Below are 15,472 nucleotides of genomic sequence, written 5' to 3'. Positions count from 1 at the left end.
TGTTGTCGCAAAAATTATTGAATAAGTAGTTGATTTACTTGATCAGGCCGGTATAATGGCCGGCCTGATACAGCGTTAAAGGTCAGTAGCTCAATTGGCAGAGCGACGGTCTCCAAAACCGTAGGTTGGGGGTTCGATTCCCTCCTGACCTGCCATTCACCTCGGTGTGATTGGCTTTCTTCTTACAGGATCCTCCCCGATGACTCCCAAAACTGAAGCCCAAGAATCGCGTTTTGATCTGTTCAAGTGGCTGGCTGTAGTGGCTTTGGTTGTTGTTGGTGTTGTGGGTAATCAGTATTACTCCGCCTCTCCAATCCTGTATCGCGTCCTTGCACTTCTCGCCCTGGCTGCAGTCGCAGGCTTTGTTGCCCTGCAGACCGCGAAGGGTAAGTCGTTCTTTGCGTTGGCGAAGGAAGCTCGTGCCGAGATTCGTAAAGTCGTGTGGCCGACCCGCCAGGAAACCACCCAGACCACTCTGATTGTCGTGGCTGTCGTGTTGGTTATGGCACTGCTGCTGTGGGGTCTTGATTCCCTGCTCGGCTGGGCGGTCTCCCTGATCGTTGGCTAAAGGTGTCCCGTGGCTAAGCGTTGGTATGTTGTGCATGCTTACTCGGGTTACGAGAAGCATGTAATGCGCTCCCTGATCGAGCGCGTCAAGCTGGCTGGCATGGAAGACGGTTTCGGCGAGATCTTGGTTCCGACCGAAGAAGTCGTCGAAATGCGCAACGGCCAGAAGCGCAAGAGTGAGCGTAAATTCTTCCCTGGCTATGTTCTGGTCCAGATGGAGATGAACGAAGGGACTTGGCACTTGGTCAAGGATACCCCTCGTGTGATGGGCTTTATTGGTGGTACCGCAGACAAGCCTGCGCCGATTACCGATAAAGAAGCTGAGGCTATCCTGCGTCGCGTTGCCGACGGTAGCGACAAGCCGAAGCCGAAGACGCTGTTCGAGCCGGGTGAAGTGGTTCGAGTCATTGATGGTCCGTTCGCTGACTTCAATGGTAGTGTCGAAGAGGTTAACTACGAAAAGAGTCGCCTCCAGGTGGCGGTACTCATTTTCGGTCGCTCTACTCCGGTGGAGCTCGAGTTCAGCCAGGTCGAAAAGGTCTAGGCGGACGAAGCATCCCATACCCCGCAGCCCTGTGTGCTGCGGGGTTTTGTCGTCACTGGGATAAAACGCAAGTCATCCGGGGAGCCATCTGGCGTTCGTACCCGATTTTGGAGTAGCTCATGGCTAAGAAGATTCAGGCTTACATCAAGCTGCAAGTTAAGGCCGGCCAGGCCAACCCAAGCCCACCCGTTGGTCCAGCACTGGGCCAACACGGTGTGAACATCATGGAGTTCTGCAAGGCCTTCAACGCCCGTACTCAGGGTCAAGAAGCCGGTCTGCCGACTCCAGTTATCATCACTGTTTACAGTGACCGTAGCTTCACCTTCGAAACCAAGAGCACCCCTGCCTCGGTTCTGCTGAAGAAAGCTGCTGGCCTGACCAGTGGTTCGGCCCGTCCGAACACCGTTAAAGTCGGTACCGTGACCCGCGCTCAGCTGGAAGATATCGCCAAGGCTAAACAGGCTGATCTGACCGCTGCTGACCTGGACGCTGCTGTACGCACCATCGCTGGCTCTGCCCGCAGCATGGGCCTGAACGTGGAGGGTGTGTAATGGCTAAGCTGACCAAGCGCCAAAAGGCCATTGCTTCGAAAATCGAAGCTGGCAAAGTTTACAACTTCGAAGAAGCAGCCGTGCTGCTGGCCGAACTGTCCACCGTGAAGTTCAGCGAATCCTTCGACGTTGCCGTCAACCTCGGCGTTGACCCACGTAAATCCGACCAGGTCGTCCGTAGCGCTACCGTGCTGCCACACGGCACTGGCAAAACCGTTCGCGTTGCCGTCTTCACCCAGGGCCCGGCTGCTGAAGCCGCTCTGGCCGCCGGCGCTGACCGCGTAGGTATGGACGATCTGGCTGCCGAAATGAAAGCCGGCGACCTGAACTATGACGTCGTCATCGCATCGCCTGATGCCATGCGCGTTGTGGGTCAGCTGGGTCAGGTTCTGGGTCCTCGCGGCCTGATGCCTAACCCGAAAGTTGGTACTGTGACTCCAGACGTCGCTGGCGCTGTCAAAAACGCCAAAGCGGGTCAGGTTCGCTATCGTACCGACAAAAACGGTATCATCCACACCTCCGTTGGCAAGGTCGGCTTCGAAGCTGGCAAGCTGAAGGAAAACGTTGAAGCCCTGATCGCTGATCTGAAGCGTATCAAGCCGGCTTCCTCGAAAGGTATCTACGTCAAGCGCGTTACCCTGAGCACCACCATGGGCCCAGGTCTGGTCATCGATCAGAGCTCGCTGAACGCGTAAGACCATGGCAGCGCGACTTGTCGCGTTGCCAGCAAAAATTGGGGTCCCTGCCTGGCGGGGGCTATCCAAGACCGTAGGCGGCGCAAGCCTTAAACCACAAGCCTACGCAGATGGTGCTCCCGATTCGTTACCGAATCAGACACCAAAACGACATCCGGCTTCGGCCAGATGAAACGGTAAAAACCAGGAGTAAACCCGTGGCAATTAAACTCGAAGACAAGAAGGCCATCGTCGCTGAAGTCAACGAGGCTGCCAAAGTCGCTCTGTCCGCTGTCGTGGCCGATGCCCGTGGTGTGACTGTAAGCGCAATGACCGGACTCCGTAAAGAGGCCCGCGAAGCTGGCGTTTACGTACGTGTCGTACGTAACACCCTGCTCAAGCGCGCAGTTGAAGGCACCGAGTATTCGATCCTCAACGACGCGTTCAAAGGCCCGACCCTGATCGCTTTCTCCAACGAACACCCGGGCGCTGCTGCTCGTCTGTTCAAAGAGTTCGCCAAGGGTCAGGACAAGTTCGAGATCAAGGCAGCTGCGTTTGACGGCAATTTCATTGCAGCGAACCAGATCGACGTGTTGGCTACCCTGCCGACCCGCGACGAAGCTATTGCGAAACTGATGAGCGTGATCCAAGGCGCTACCAGCAAGCTGGCTCGTACTCTGGCAGCCATTCGCGACCAGAAAGAAGCGACCGCTGCCTAAGGCACGCGGAACTCTTTCAAAATCATACGTTTAATTTGATGGCTGCGTAGGCTGTCACCCCAATACAGGATTTAAGTCATGTCTCTGACTAACGAACAAATCATCGAAGCAATCGGCCAGAAAACCGTTCTGGAAGTTGTTGAGCTGATCAAAGCAATGGAAGAAACCTTCGGCGTTACCGCTGCTGTTGCCGCTGCTGGCCCAGCTGCTGCTGCTGCCGTTGTTGAAGAGCAGACCGAGTTCAACGTTGTTCTGGTTGAAGCCGGCGACAAGAAAGTGAACGTGATCAAAGCCGTTCGCGAACTGACCGGTCTGGGCCTGAAAGAAGCCAAAGAGAAAGTCGATGGCGCTCCTCAGGTCGTAGCTGAAGGCGTTTCGAAAGAAGCCGCTGAAGACGCTAAGAAGAAGCTGGAAGAAGCTGGCGCTAAAGTCGAGCTGAAGTAATTTCGACTTTGCGACTCCAGCCGGAGCGTTGAGCGAAGGCTGATGGCTGGTGGCTTATGCCACCGGCCTTTTTCCGTTATTGGTGGTCGATCAGGTCGGCCCCGATAACAAGCTGCAAGACACCCATGTGGGTGGCGCAAACCAAGGGGTTTGCACGATTTTCTGGCTGCTCCCGCCGGGAGAAGCCAAACAAGCAGGTGACCAAGCTGGGGAACGCTGATGGCTTACTCATACACTGAGAAAAAACGTATCCGCAAGGACTTTAGCAAGTTGCCGGACGTCATGGATGTGCCTTACCTCCTGGCCATCCAGCTGGATTCGTATCGCGAATTCCTGCAAGCGGGAGCATCCAAGGATCAGTTCCGCGACGTCGGCCTGCACGCGGCCTTCAAATCGGTATTCCCGATCATCAGCTACTCCGGCAATGCTGCCCTGGAGTACGTAGGCTATCGCCTGGGCGAGCCCGCCTTCGATGTGAAGGAATGTGTCCTGCGTGGCGTGACCTTCGCGGTCCCACTGCGGGTCAAGGTGCGCCTGATCATCTTCGACAAGGAATCGTCGAACAAAGCGATCAAGGACATCAAAGAGCAAGAAGTCTACATGGGTGAAATCCCCCTGATGACTGAGAACGGTACCTTCGTTATCAACGGTACCGAGCGTGTGATCGTTTCCCAGCTGCACCGTTCGCCTGGTGTGTTCTTCGACCACGACCGTGGCAAGACGCACAGCTCCGGCAAGCTGCTGTACTCCGCTCGCATCATTCCTTACCGCGGCTCCTGGCTGGACTTCGAGTTCGACCCGAAGGACTGCGTGTTCGTGCGTATCGACCGTCGCCGCAAACTGCCGGCCTCGGTACTGCTGCGCGCGCTGGGTTACAGCACCGAAGAGGTCCTGAACACCTTCTACACCACCAACGTGTTCCACATTTCCGGCGAAAAACTGAGCCTGGAACTGGTGCCTCAGCGTCTGCGTGGTGAAGTCGCGGTCATGGACATCCATGACGGCAGCGGCAAGGTCATCGTCGAGCAAGGCCGCCGTATTACCGCGCGCCATGTCAATCAGCTCGAGAAGGCCGGTGTCAACCAGCTGGACGTTCCAATGGAATATGTCCTGGGTCGCACCACTGCCAAGGCTATCGTGCATCCAGCTACCGGCGAGATCCTGGCCGAGTGCAACACCGAGCTGACCACCGAGCTGCTGATCAAGATCGCCAAGGCTCAGGTCGTCCGCATCGAGACCCTGTACACCAACGATATCGACTGCGGTCCGTTCATCTCGGATACCCTGAAGATCGACACCACCAGCAACCAACTGGAAGCGCTGGTCGAGATCTACCGCATGATGCGTCCAGGCGAGCCACCAACCAAGGACGCCGCCGAGACCCTGTTCAACAACCTGTTCTTCAGCGCCGAGCGTTACGACCTGTCCGCCGTTGGCCGCATGAAGTTCAACCGTCGTATCGGTCGCACCGAGATCGAAGGTTCGGGCGTGCTGAGCAAGGAAGATATCGTCGAGGTCCTCAAGACCCTGGTCGACATCCGTAACGGCAAAGGCATCGTCGACGACATCGACCACCTCGGTAACCGTCGCGTACGTTGCGTCGGTGAGATGGCCGAGAACCAGTTCCGCGTTGGCCTGGTGCGTGTCGAGCGTGCGGTCAAAGAGCGTCTGTCGATGGCCGAAAGCGAAGGCTTGATGCCGCAGGACCTGATCAACGCCAAGCCGGTTGCGGCGGCGGTGAAAGAGTTCTTCGGTTCCAGCCAGCTCTCGCAGTTCATGGACCAGAACAACCCGCTCTCCGAGATTACCCACAAGCGCCGTGTCTCCGCGCTTGGCCCAGGTGGTCTGACCCGTGAGCGCGCAGGCTTCGAAGTCCGTGACGTACACCCGACCCACTACGGCCGTGTGTGCCCGATCGAGACCCCTGAAGGTCCGAACATCGGTCTGATCAACTCCCTGGCAGCCTATGCCCGCACCAACCAGTACGGTTTCCTGGAAAGCCCGTACCGTGTGGTGAAGGAAGGCGTGGTCAGCGACGACATCGTGTTCCTGTCGGCGATCGAAGAAGCCGATCACGTCATCGCCCAGGCTTCGGCCGCGATGAACGAGAAGAAGCAGCTGATCGATGAGCTGGTAGCGGTCCGTCACCTGAACGAATTCACCGTCAAGGCGCCGGAAGACGTCACCCTGATGGACGTTTCGCCGAAGCAGGTTGTTTCCGTTGCTGCCTCGCTGATTCCGTTCCTTGAGCACGACGACGCCAACCGTGCACTCATGGGTTCGAACATGCAGCGTCAGGCTGTACCTACCCTGCGCGCTGACAAGCCGCTGGTCGGTACCGGCATGGAGCGCAACGTCGCCCGTGACTCTGGTGTCTGCGTGGTTGCTCGCCGTGGTGGTGTGATCGATTCGGTCGACGCCAGCCGCATCGTCGTGCGCGTTGCCGACGACGAAGTCGAAACCGGTGAAGCAGGTGTAGATATCTACAACCTGACCAAGTACACCCGCTCGAACCAGAACACCTGCATCAACCAGCGTCCGCTGGTGAGCAAAGGTGACAAGGTGCAGCGTGGCGACATCATGGCCGACGGCCCGTCCACCGACATGGGTGAACTGGCGCTGGGTCAGAACATGCGCATCGCGTTCATGGCGTGGAACGGCTTCAACTTCGAAGACTCCATCTGCCTGTCCGAGCGTGTGGTCCAGGAAGACCGCTTCACCACCATCCACATTCAGGAACTGACCTGTGTGGCGCGTGACACCAAGCTTGGCCCAGAGGAAATCACTGCGGACATCCCGAACGTGGGTGAAGCCGCACTGAACAAGCTGGACGAAGCGGGTATCGTCTACGTAGGTGCCGAAGTGGGCGCTGGCGACATCCTGGTCGGCAAGGTAACGCCAAAAGGCGAAACCCAGCTGACGCCGGAAGAAAAACTGCTGCGCGCGATCTTCGGCGAGAAGGCCAGCGACGTTAAGGACACCTCCCTGCGCGTGCCGACCGGCACCAAGGGTACCGTCATCGACGTACAGGTCTTCACCCGTGATGGCGTTGAGCGCGACAGCCGCGCCCTGGCCATCGAGAAGATGCAGCTGGATGAGATCCGCAAGGACCTCAACGAAGAGTTCCGCATCGTCGAAGGTGCTACCTTCGAACGTCTGCGTGCAGCCCTGAACGGCCAGGTGGTCGACGGTGGTGCGGGCCTGAAGAAAGGCACCGTGGTCTCCGACGAAGTACTGGACGGTCTGGAGCACGGCCAGTGGTTCAAGCTGCGTATGGCTGAAGATGCACTGAACGAGCAGCTGGAAAAGGCTCAGCAGTACATCGTCGATCGCCGCCGCCTGCTGGACGACAAGTTCGAAGACAAGAAGCGCAAGCTGCAGCAGGGCGATGACCTGGCTCCGGGCGTACTGAAGATCGTCAAGGTCTACCTGGCAATCCGCCGTCGCATCCAGCCGGGTGACAAGATGGCCGGCCGTCACGGTAACAAGGGTGTCGTCTCGGTGATCATGCCGGTCGAAGACATGCCGCACGACGCCAACGGTACGCCGGTCGACGTCGTACTGAACCCGTTGGGCGTACCTTCGCGTATGAACGTCGGTCAGATCCTTGAAACCCACCTGGGCCTCGCGGCCAAGGGCCTGGGCGAGAAGATCGACCGGATGATCGAAGAGCAGCGCAAGGCAGCTGAGCTGCGTGGCTTCCTCACCGAAATCTACAACGAAATCGGTGGTCGTCAGGAGAACCTGGAAGAGTTCACCGACGAAGAGATCCTCGCCCTGGCGAACAACCTGAAGAAAGGTGTGCCTATGGCTACCCCGGTCTTCGACGGTGCCAAGGAGCGTGAGATCAAGGCCATGCTGAAGCTGGCGGACCTGCCAGAGAGCGGCCAGATGGTGCTGTTCGACGGTCGCACCGGCAACAAGTTCGAGCGTCCTGTGACCGTTGGTTACATGTACATGCTCAAGCTGAACCACTTGGTGGACGACAAGATGCACGCGCGTTCCACTGGTTCCTACAGCCTGGTTACCCAGCAGCCGCTGGGTGGTAAGGCGCAGTTCGGTGGTCAGCGTTTCGGGGAGATGGAAGTGTGGGCGCTGGAAGCATACGGCGCGGCATACACCCTGCAAGAAATGCTCACAGTGAAGTCGGACGACGTGAACGGCCGTACCAAGATGTACAAGAACATCGTGGATGGCGATCACCGTATGGAGCCGGGCATGCCCGAGTCCTTCAACGTGTTGATCAAAGAGATCCGTTCGCTCGGTATCGATATCGATCTGGAAACCGAATAACACGTGACGCGAAGGGGAGCGGGGCAGGTATTGCCCGCTTCCTGCTCCGCCAGGAGGAAAGGCCTTGAAAGACCTACTGAATCTGCTGAAAAACCAGGGTCAAGTCGAAGAGTTCGACGCCATCCGCATCGGTCTGGCGTCGCCTGAAATGATCCGTTCGTGGTCGTTCGGTGAAGTTAAGAAGCCGGAAACCATCAACTACCGTACGTTCAAACCTGAGCGTGACGGCCTGTTCTGCGCCAAGATCTTTGGCCCAGTCAAGGACTACGAGTGCCTGTGCGGCAAGTACAAGCGCCTCAAGCACCGCGGCGTAATCTGCGAGAAGTGCGGCGTTGAAGTTGCCCTGGCCAAGGTTCGTCGTGAGCGCATGGCGCACATCGAACTGGCCTCGCCGGTTGCTCACATCTGGTTCCTGAAGTCGCTGCCGTCCCGTATCGGCCTGCTGATGGACATGACCCTGCGTGATATCGAGCGCGTGCTCTACTTCGAGAGCTACGTCGTGATCGATCCGGGCATGACCACCCTCGAGAAGGGTCAGCTGCTCAACGACGAGCAGTACTTCGAAGCGCTGGAAGAGTTCGGTGACGACTTCGACGCCCGCATGGGTGCCGAGGCTGTCCGCGAGCTGCTGCACGCTATCGACCTGGAGCACGAGATCGGCCGCCTGCGTGAAGAAATTCCGCAGACCAACTCGGAAACCAAGATCAAGAAGCTGTCCAAGCGCCTGAAGCTGATGGAAGCTTTCCAGGGCTCGGGCAACCTGCCTGAGTGGATGGTTCTGACCGTCCTGCCAGTACTGCCGCCGGACCTGCGTCCGCTGGTGCCGCTGGATGGCGGCCGCTTCGCGACCTCCGACCTGAACGATCTGTATCGTCGGGTGATCAACCGTAACAACCGTCTGAAGCGCCTGCTCGATCTGTCGGCGCCGGACATCATCGTGCGCAACGAAAAGCGCATGCTGCAGGAAGCGGTCGACGCCTTGCTGGACAACGGCCGTCGCGGTCGCGCCATCACTGGCTCGAACAAGCGTCCGCTGAAGTCCCTGGCCGACATGATCAAAGGTAAGCAAGGTCGCTTCCGTCAGAACCTGCTCGGTAAGCGTGTGGACTACTCCGGCCGTTCGGTAATTACCGTAGGCCCGACCCTGCGTCTGCACCAGTGCGGTCTGCCGAAAAAGATGGCCCTGGAGCTGTTCAAGCCGTTCATTTTCGGCAAGCTGGAAATGCGTGGTCTGGCGACCACCATCAAGGCTGCCAAGAAGATGGTCGAGCGCGAGCTGCCAGAGGTGTGGGACGTTCTCGCTGAAGTGATTCGCGAACACCCCGTACTGCTCAACCGTGCACCGACCCTTCACCGTCTGGGTATCCAGGCGTTCGAGCCTGTGCTCATCGAAGGTAAGGCAATCCAGCTGCACCCGCTGGTCTGTGCCGCGTACAACGCCGACTTCGACGGTGACCAGATGGCCGTTCACGTGCCGCTGACGCTGGAAGCCCAGCTCGAAGCGCGTGCGCTGATGATGTCGACCAACAACATTCTGTCGCCAGCCAACGGTGAGCCAATCATCGTTCCGTCGCAGGACGTTGTACTGGGTCTGTACTACATGACCCGTGAAGCCATCAACGCCAAGGGCGAAGGTCGCGTATTCGCTGACCTGCAGGAAGTCGACCGCGTATTCCGCGCCGGCGAAGCTGCCCTGCACGCGAAAATCAAGGTCCGTATCAACGAGACCGTGAAGGATCGCGATGGCAGCGTTACCAAGAATACCCGCATCGTCGACACCACCGTTGGCCGTGCGCTGCTGTTCCAGGTAGTACCGGCAGGCCTGCCGTACGACGTGGTCAACCAGCCGATGAAGAAAAAGGCGATCTCCAAGCTGATCAACCAGTGCTACCGCGTGGTTGGTCTGAAAGAGACCGTCATCTTCGCCGACCAGTTGATGTACACCGGCTTTGCCTACTCGACCATTTCCGGCGTTTCCATCGGTGTGAACGACTTCGTCATTCCGGATGAAAAAGCCCGCATCATTGGCAATGCCACGGATGAAGTGAAGGAAATCGAGAGCCAGTACGCCTCCGGCCTGGTAACCCAGGGCGAGAAGTACAACAAGGTCATCGACTTGTGGTCGAAGGCGAACGACGAAGTGTCCAAGGCGATGATGGCCAACCTCTCGAAAGAGAAGGTCATCGACCGCGAGGGCAAGGAAGTCGAGCAAGAGTCCTTCAACTCGATGTACATGATGGCTGACTCGGGTGCGCGGGGTTCCGCAGCACAGATCCGTCAGCTGGCCGGTATGCGTGGCCTGATGGCCAAGCCGGACGGCTCGATCATCGAGACGCCGATCACCGCGAACTTCCGTGAAGGTCTGAGCGTACTGCAGTACTTCATTTCGACTCACGGTGCGCGTAAAGGTCTGGCGGATACCGCACTGAAGACTGCGAACTCCGGTTACCTGACCCGTCGTCTGGTAGACGTTGCGCAGGATCTGGTCGTGACCGAGATCGACTGTGGTACCGACCACGGCCTGCTGATGACCCCGCATATCGAAGGCGGCGACGTTGTAGAGCCGCTGGGTGAGCGTGTACTGGGCCGTGTAATCGCCCGTGACGTGTTCAAGCCGGGCACCGAGGACGTCATTGTCCCGGCCGGTACCCTGGTCGACGAGCAGTGGGTCGAGTTCATCGAGCTGAACAGCATCGACGAAGTGATCGTGCGTTCGCCGATCAACTGCGAAACCCGTTACGGCATCTGCGCCAAGTGCTACGGTCGTGACCTGGCTCGCGGTCACCAGGTGAACATCGGTGAAGCTGTCGGCGTTATCGCTGCTCAGTCGATCGGTGAGCCGGGTACCCAGCTGACCATGCGTACGTTCCACATCGGTGGTGCTGCAAGCCGTACCTCGGCTGCCGACAGCGTCCAGGTGAAGAACGGCGGTATGGTACGCCTGCACAACCTGAAGCAGGTTGAGCGTGCCGATGGCAACCTGGTTGCGGTATCGCGTTCGGGTGAGCTGGCCATTGCCGATGAATTCGGCCGTGAGCGTGAGCGTTACAAGCTGCCTTACGGTGCGGTAATTTCGGTCAAGGAAGGTGAGAAGGTCGAAGCTGGCGCCATCGTCGCCAAGTGGGACCCGCACACCCACCCGATCGTTACCGAGCTCAAAGGTACCGTGACCTTCGTGGGCATGGAAGAAAACATCACCATCAAGCGCCAGACCGACGAACTGACCGGCCTGACCAACATCGAAGTGCTGGACGTCAAGGATCGCCCTGCCGCAGGCAAGGAAATCCGTCCGGCAATCAAGATGGTCGACGCCAATGGCAAGGACCTGTACCTGCCAGGTACCGACGTACCTGCCCAGTACTTCCTGCCGGCAAACGCCTTGGTGGGTGTTGCTGACGGTGCACAGATCGGCGTTGGTGACGTTATCGCGCGTATCCCGCAAGAAACGTCGAAGACCCGTGACATCACCGGTGGTCTGCCACGCGTTGCCGACCTGTTCGAAGCGCGCCGTCCGAAAGAAGCCTCGATTCTGGCTGAAGTCAGCGGCACCATCGCGTTCGGTAAAGAGACCAAGGGCAAGCGTCGTCTGGTCATTACGCCGACCGACGGTAGCGATCCGTACGAAGAGCTGATTCCGAAGTGGCGCCACCTGAACGTCTTCGAAGGCGAACAGGTAAACCGCGGCGAAGTTATCTCCGACGGCCCAAGCGATCCGCACGACATCCTGCGTTTGCTGGGTGTGAGCGCGCTGGCGAAATACATCGTCAACGAGATTCAGGACGTTTACCGTCTGCAAGGCGTTAAGATCAACGACAAGCACATCGAGACCATCCTGCGTCAGATGCTGCGCAAGGTCGAGATCTCCGAGTCGGGCGACTCCAGCTTCATCAAGGGCGACCAGATGGAACTGACTCAGGTTTTGGTCGAGAACGAGCGTCTCGCCGCCGAGGACAAGTTCATTTCGAAGTTCACCCGCGTGCTGCTGGGTATCACCAAGGCCTCGCTGTCGACCGAGTCGTTCATCTCCGCGGCTTCCTTCCAGGAAACCACCCGCGTACTGACCGAAGCGGCGGTAACCGGCAAGCGCGATTACCTGCGCGGCCTGAAAGAGAACGTGGTCGTGGGTCGTCTGATCCCGGCCGGTACCGGTCTGGCCTATCACAGCGAGCGCAAGCGTCGCCGTGATGCAGACAAACCGCTGCGCGTAAGTGCCAGTGAGGTGGAAGCCGCACTGACCGAAGCGTTGAATTCCAGCGGTAACTAAGTACAGGGCAGGGCCCCGGCACGCCACGTGCGGTCATCGGCGACATGAAATGTTGCCGATGACCGGGCGGGGAGGGCCGGGGCCTTGTCTTGACTGGGTGCAAGATCCTCTTTAGACTTTTGTACCCTTAAATTTGGTGAGGCTCCGTCTCGCCAATTTTTGGCTTTCTTGCAAGACAATAGAGTCGCAAGACAATCAGTGGAGCTAGTAGATGGCAACTATCAACCAGCTGGTACGTCAGCCGCGTAAGCGTTCGGTCGAGAAGTCCGACGTTCCTGCGCTGCAGAACTGCCCGCAACGTCGTGGAGTGTGCACCCGTGTGTACACCACCACGCCGAAAAAACCTAACTCGGCACTGCGTAAAGTATGCCGTGTGCGTCTGACCAACGGTTTCGAGGTTTCCTCGTACATCGGCGGTGAAGGCCACAACCTGCAAGAGCACAGCGTCGTCCTGATCCGTGGCGGCCGTGTAAAAGACTTGCCAGGTGTTCGTTACCACACCGTTCGCGGCTCTCTGGATACTTCGGGCGTCAAAGGCCGTAACCAGGGTCGTTCGAAGTACGGTACCAAGCGTCCGAAGTAATCGGCCGTTTGCAGACATCCATTTTTTTGAGTCGATAAGAGTAAGGTCGGGCAGGGGTCGAAGACCCACGTCCCGGGCTAACCTGAAGACCGTTTGAGGGCTTATCATGCCAAGACGTCGTGTAGCAGCAAAACGTGAGATCCTTGACGATCCGAAGTACGGATCCCAGATCCTCGCCAAGTTCATGAACCACGTGATGGAAAGCGGCAAGAAGGCCGTAGCCGAGCGCATCGTTTACGGTGCTCTGGATACCGTCAAAGCACGCAAGAACAGCGACCCCCTGGAAATCTTCGAGAAAGCTCTCGACGCCATCGCTCCGCTGGTCGAAGTGAAGTCCCGCCGTGTCGGCGGTGCTACTTACCAGGTTCCGGTTGAAGTTCGTCCATCCCGTCGTAACGCTCTGGCAATGCGCTGGCTCGTAGACTACGCCCGCAAGCGCGGCGAGAAGTCGATGGCTCTGCGCCTGGCCGGCGAGCTGCTGGATGCTGCTGAAGGCAAGGGTGCTGCAGTCAAGAAGCGTGAAGACGTGCACCGTATGGCCGAAGCCAACAAAGCGTTCTCGCACTACCGCTTCTAATTCAAGCATCAATCTTTTTGCGAGGGCTTTATGGCTCGTACTACAGCAATTAACCGCTACCGTAACATCGGTATCTGTGCCCACGTTGACGCGGGCAAGACTACCACTACCGAGCGGATCCTGTTCTACACAGGTCTGAGCCACAAGATGGGCGAGGTGCATGACGGCGCCGCGACCACCGACTGGATGGTGCAGGAGCAGGAGCGCGGTATCACCATTACCTCCGCTGCCGTTACCACCTTCTGGAAAGGTTCCCGTGGTCAGTACGACAACTACCGCGTAAACGTCATCGATACCCCTGGCCACGTTGACTTCACCATTGAAGTAGAGCGTTCGCTGCGTGTACTCGACGGCGCGGTCGTTGTGTTCTGCGGTACCTCCGGCGTTGAGCCGCAGTCCGAGACCGTATGGCGTCAGGCCAACAAGTACGGCGTTCCACGTGTTGTTTACGTGAACAAGATGGACCGTGCTGGTGCCAACTTCCTGCGCGTTGTCGGTCAGATCAAGAACCGTCTGGGTCACACCCCGGTTCCTGTTCAGCTGGCGATCGGTTCGGAAGATAACTTCCAGGGTCAGGTTGACCTGATCAAGATGAAGGCTATCTACTGGAACGACGACGACAAGGGCACTACCTACCGTGAGGAAGAAATTCCTGCCGATCTGGTAGACCTGGCCAATGAATGGCGCAGCAACATGGTTGAGGCTGCCGCCGAAGCCAACGAAGAGCTGATGAACAAGTACCTTGAAGAAGGTGACCTGTCCATCGAGGACATCAAGGCTGGTCTGCGCGCCCGTACCCTGGCGAGCGAGATCGTTCCTGCTGTCTGCGGTTCCTCGTTCAAGAACAAGGGCGTTCCCCTGGTTCTCGACGCCGTTATCGACTTCCTGCCGGCTCCGACCGAGATCCCTGCGATCAAGGGTATCCACCCTGATCTGATCGACGTGCCGAAGGACGAAGTCAAGCCAGAGCAGTTCGACGAGCGTCACGCTGACGACGACGAGCCGTTCTCGGCCCTGGCCTTCAAGATCGCCACCGACCCGTTCGTTGGTACGCTGACCTTCGTTCGCGTTTACTCGGGCTTCCTGACCTCCGGTGACTCCGTCATCAACTCGGTCAAGGGCAAGAAAGAGCGCGTTGGTCGTATGGTTCAGATGCACGCCAACCAGCGTGAAGAGATCAAGGAAGTACGCGCAGGCGACATCGCTGCTCTGATCGGCATGAAGGACGTCACCACCGGTGACACCCTGTGCAACGCCGACAAGCCGATCATCCTCGAGCGTATGGACTTCCCAGAGCCTGTGATTTCGCTCTCCGTAGAGCCGAAAACCAAGCAGGATCAGGAGAAGATGGGTATCGCACTGGGCAAACTGGCTCAGGAAGACCCGTCGTTCCGCGTCAAGACCGATGAAGAAACCGGTCAGACCATCATCTCCGGTATGGGTGAGCTGCACCTGGACATCCTCGTTGACCGCATGAAGCGCGAGTTCAACGTCGAAGCCAACATCGGCAAGCCGCAGGTTTCGTACCGCGAGAAGATCACCAAATCCAACGTCGAAATCGAAGGCAAGTTCGTTCGTCAGTCGGGTGGTCGTGGTCAGTTCGGTCACTGCTGGGTTCGCTTCTCCGAGCCGGACGTGGACGAAAAGGGCAACATCACCGAAGGTCTGGTGTTCTCCAACGAAGTCGTTGGTGGTGTGATTCCGAAGGAATACATCCCTGCGATCCAGAAGGGTATCGAAGAGCAGATGAAAAACGGCGTCGTTGCCGGTTATCCTCTGATCGGCCTGAAGGCCGCGGTATTCGACGGTTCGTACCACGACGTCGACTCCAACGAAATGGCGTTCAAAATCGCTGCTTCGATGGCTACCAAGCAACTGGCCCAGAAGGGCGGTGGCGTGGTCCTCGAGCCGATCATGAAGGTCGAAGTTGTAACCCCGGAAGACTACCTGGGTGACGTGATGGGTGACCTGAACCGTCGTCGTGGTCTGGTCCAGGGTATGGATGAGTCGGTCTCCGGCCGCGTCGTCCGTGCTGAAGTTCCGCTCGGAGAAATGTTCGGTTATGCGACCGACGTTCGTTCCATGTCTCAGGGTCGCGCAAGCTACTCCATGGAATTCTCCAAATACGCCGAAGCTCCGTCGAACATCGTCGAAGCACTCGTTAAAAAACAAGGCTAATCCCCTTTAGGCAAGAGGTTCACTGTCGTGGCTAAAGAAAAATTTGATCGTTCCCTTCCCCACGTTAACGTCGGCACC

General features: G+C 58.1%; 12 protein-coding genes and 1 tRNA gene. All 13 read left to right on the top strand.

The genetic code is table 11. The features are described 5' to 3' along the window. Nucleotides 1–79 precede the first annotated feature (79 nt). The 13 genes from APH34_RS27610 to fusA all read left to right on the top strand — a co-directional run bounded on the left by APH34_RS27610 (nt 80) and on the right by fusA (nt 15,394). A tRNA-Trp gene (locus APH34_RS27610) sits at nt 80–155 on the top strand. A 44-nt stretch (nt 156–199) separates the two neighbouring features. Continuing rightward, nucleotides 200–568, top strand: coding sequence for a preprotein translocase subunit SecE (gene secE, locus APH34_RS27605; protein WP_054903728.1), 369 nt, complete (start codon nt 200–202; stop codon nt 566–568). A gap of 9 nt (nt 569–577) precedes the next feature. Then, on the top strand, nt 578–1,111 hold the full coding sequence (gene nusG, locus APH34_RS27600) for a transcription termination/antitermination protein NusG (protein ID WP_003255501.1): 534 nt from the start codon (nt 578–580) through the stop codon (nt 1,109–1,111). Between the two features lie 119 nt (nt 1,112–1,230). Next, nucleotides 1,231–1,662, top strand: a complete 432-nt coding sequence (gene rplK / locus APH34_RS27595) for a 50S ribosomal protein L11 (protein ID WP_003255500.1) — start codon at nt 1,231–1,233, stop codon at nt 1,660–1,662. Then, nucleotides 1,662–2,357 (top strand): 50S ribosomal protein L1, encoded by a 696-nt coding sequence (rplA, locus tag APH34_RS27590; protein ID WP_054903727.1) that lies wholly within the window; start codon nt 1,662–1,664, stop codon nt 2,355–2,357. Before rplK ends, rplA begins: the two co-directional genes overlap by 1 nt. 197 nt (nt 2,358–2,554) lie before the next feature. Next, complete coding sequence (gene rplJ / locus APH34_RS27585) at nt 2,555–3,055, top strand: 50S ribosomal protein L10 (RefSeq protein ID WP_016392128.1); 501 nt, start codon at nt 2,555–2,557, stop codon at nt 3,053–3,055. A 78-nt stretch (nt 3,056–3,133) separates the two neighbouring features. Next, nucleotides 3,134–3,499, top strand: coding sequence for a 50S ribosomal protein L7/L12 (gene rplL, locus APH34_RS27580; protein ID WP_003255496.1), 366 nt, complete (start codon nt 3,134–3,136; stop codon nt 3,497–3,499). 49 nt (nt 3,500–3,548) lie between these two features. Then, nucleotides 3,549–3,719, top strand: coding sequence for a hypothetical protein (locus tag APH34_RS29465; protein WP_156042686.1), 171 nt, complete (start codon nt 3,549–3,551; stop codon nt 3,717–3,719). After that, nucleotides 3,719–7,792: a DNA-directed RNA polymerase subunit beta gene (gene rpoB / locus APH34_RS27575; RefSeq protein WP_054903726.1), complete on the top strand. Its 4,074-nt coding sequence runs from the start codon at nt 3,719–3,721 to the stop codon at nt 7,790–7,792. Before APH34_RS29465 ends, rpoB begins: the two co-directional genes overlap by 1 nt. 64 nt (nt 7,793–7,856) lie before the next feature. Then, nucleotides 7,857–12,056 (top strand): DNA-directed RNA polymerase subunit beta', encoded by a 4,200-nt coding sequence (gene rpoC / locus APH34_RS27570; RefSeq protein WP_054903725.1) that lies wholly within the window; start codon nt 7,857–7,859, stop codon nt 12,054–12,056. A gap of 211 nt (nt 12,057–12,267) precedes the next feature. Then, nucleotides 12,268–12,639 (top strand): 30S ribosomal protein S12, encoded by a 372-nt coding sequence (gene rpsL, locus APH34_RS27565; protein ID WP_003255492.1) that lies wholly within the window; start codon nt 12,268–12,270, stop codon nt 12,637–12,639. A gap of 106 nt (nt 12,640–12,745) precedes the next feature. Continuing rightward, on the top strand, nt 12,746–13,216 hold the full coding sequence (gene rpsG / locus APH34_RS27560) for a 30S ribosomal protein S7 (RefSeq protein WP_003246741.1): 471 nt from the start codon (nt 12,746–12,748) through the stop codon (nt 13,214–13,216). Nucleotides 13,217–13,246: 30 nt separating this feature from the next. Next, nucleotides 13,247–15,394 (top strand): elongation factor G, encoded by a 2,148-nt coding sequence (gene fusA, locus APH34_RS27555; RefSeq protein ID WP_054903724.1) that lies wholly within the window; start codon nt 13,247–13,249, stop codon nt 15,392–15,394. The last annotated feature ends 78 nt before the right edge of the window (nt 15,395–15,472 follow it).

The sequence above is a fragment of the Pseudomonas sp. NBRC 111131 genome (assembly GCF_001320525.1).
Classification (GTDB): domain Bacteria; phylum Pseudomonadota; class Gammaproteobacteria; order Pseudomonadales; family Pseudomonadaceae; genus Aquipseudomonas; species Aquipseudomonas ceruminis.
Note: the sequence above shows the minus strand (reverse complement) of the source record. Positions and strands in the feature narration are given on the sequence as shown.

Bases quoted from the DNA above. Each gene is read 5' to 3' on its own strand.
- rplK (WP_003255500.1), top strand. From the start codon at position 1,231: ATGGCTAAGAAGATTCAGGCTTACATCAAGCTGCAAGTTAAGGCCGGC.
- rpoB (WP_054903726.1), top strand. From the start codon at position 3,719: ATGGCTTACTCATACACTGAGAAAAAACGTATCCGCAAGGACTTTAGC.
- rplA (WP_054903727.1), top strand. From the start codon at position 1,662: ATGGCTAAGCTGACCAAGCGCCAAAAGGCCATTGCTTCGAAAATCGAA.
- rpsL (WP_003255492.1), top strand. From the start codon at position 12,268: ATGGCAACTATCAACCAGCTGGTACGTCAGCCGCGTAAGCGTTCGGTC.
- rpsG (WP_003246741.1), top strand. From the start codon at position 12,746: ATGCCAAGACGTCGTGTAGCAGCAAAACGTGAGATCCTTGACGATCCG.
- rplL (WP_003255496.1), top strand. From the start codon at position 3,134: ATGTCTCTGACTAACGAACAAATCATCGAAGCAATCGGCCAGAAAACC.
- fusA (WP_054903724.1), top strand. From the start codon at position 13,247: ATGGCTCGTACTACAGCAATTAACCGCTACCGTAACATCGGTATCTGT.
- secE (WP_054903728.1), top strand. From the start codon at position 200: ATGACTCCCAAAACTGAAGCCCAAGAATCGCGTTTTGATCTGTTCAAG.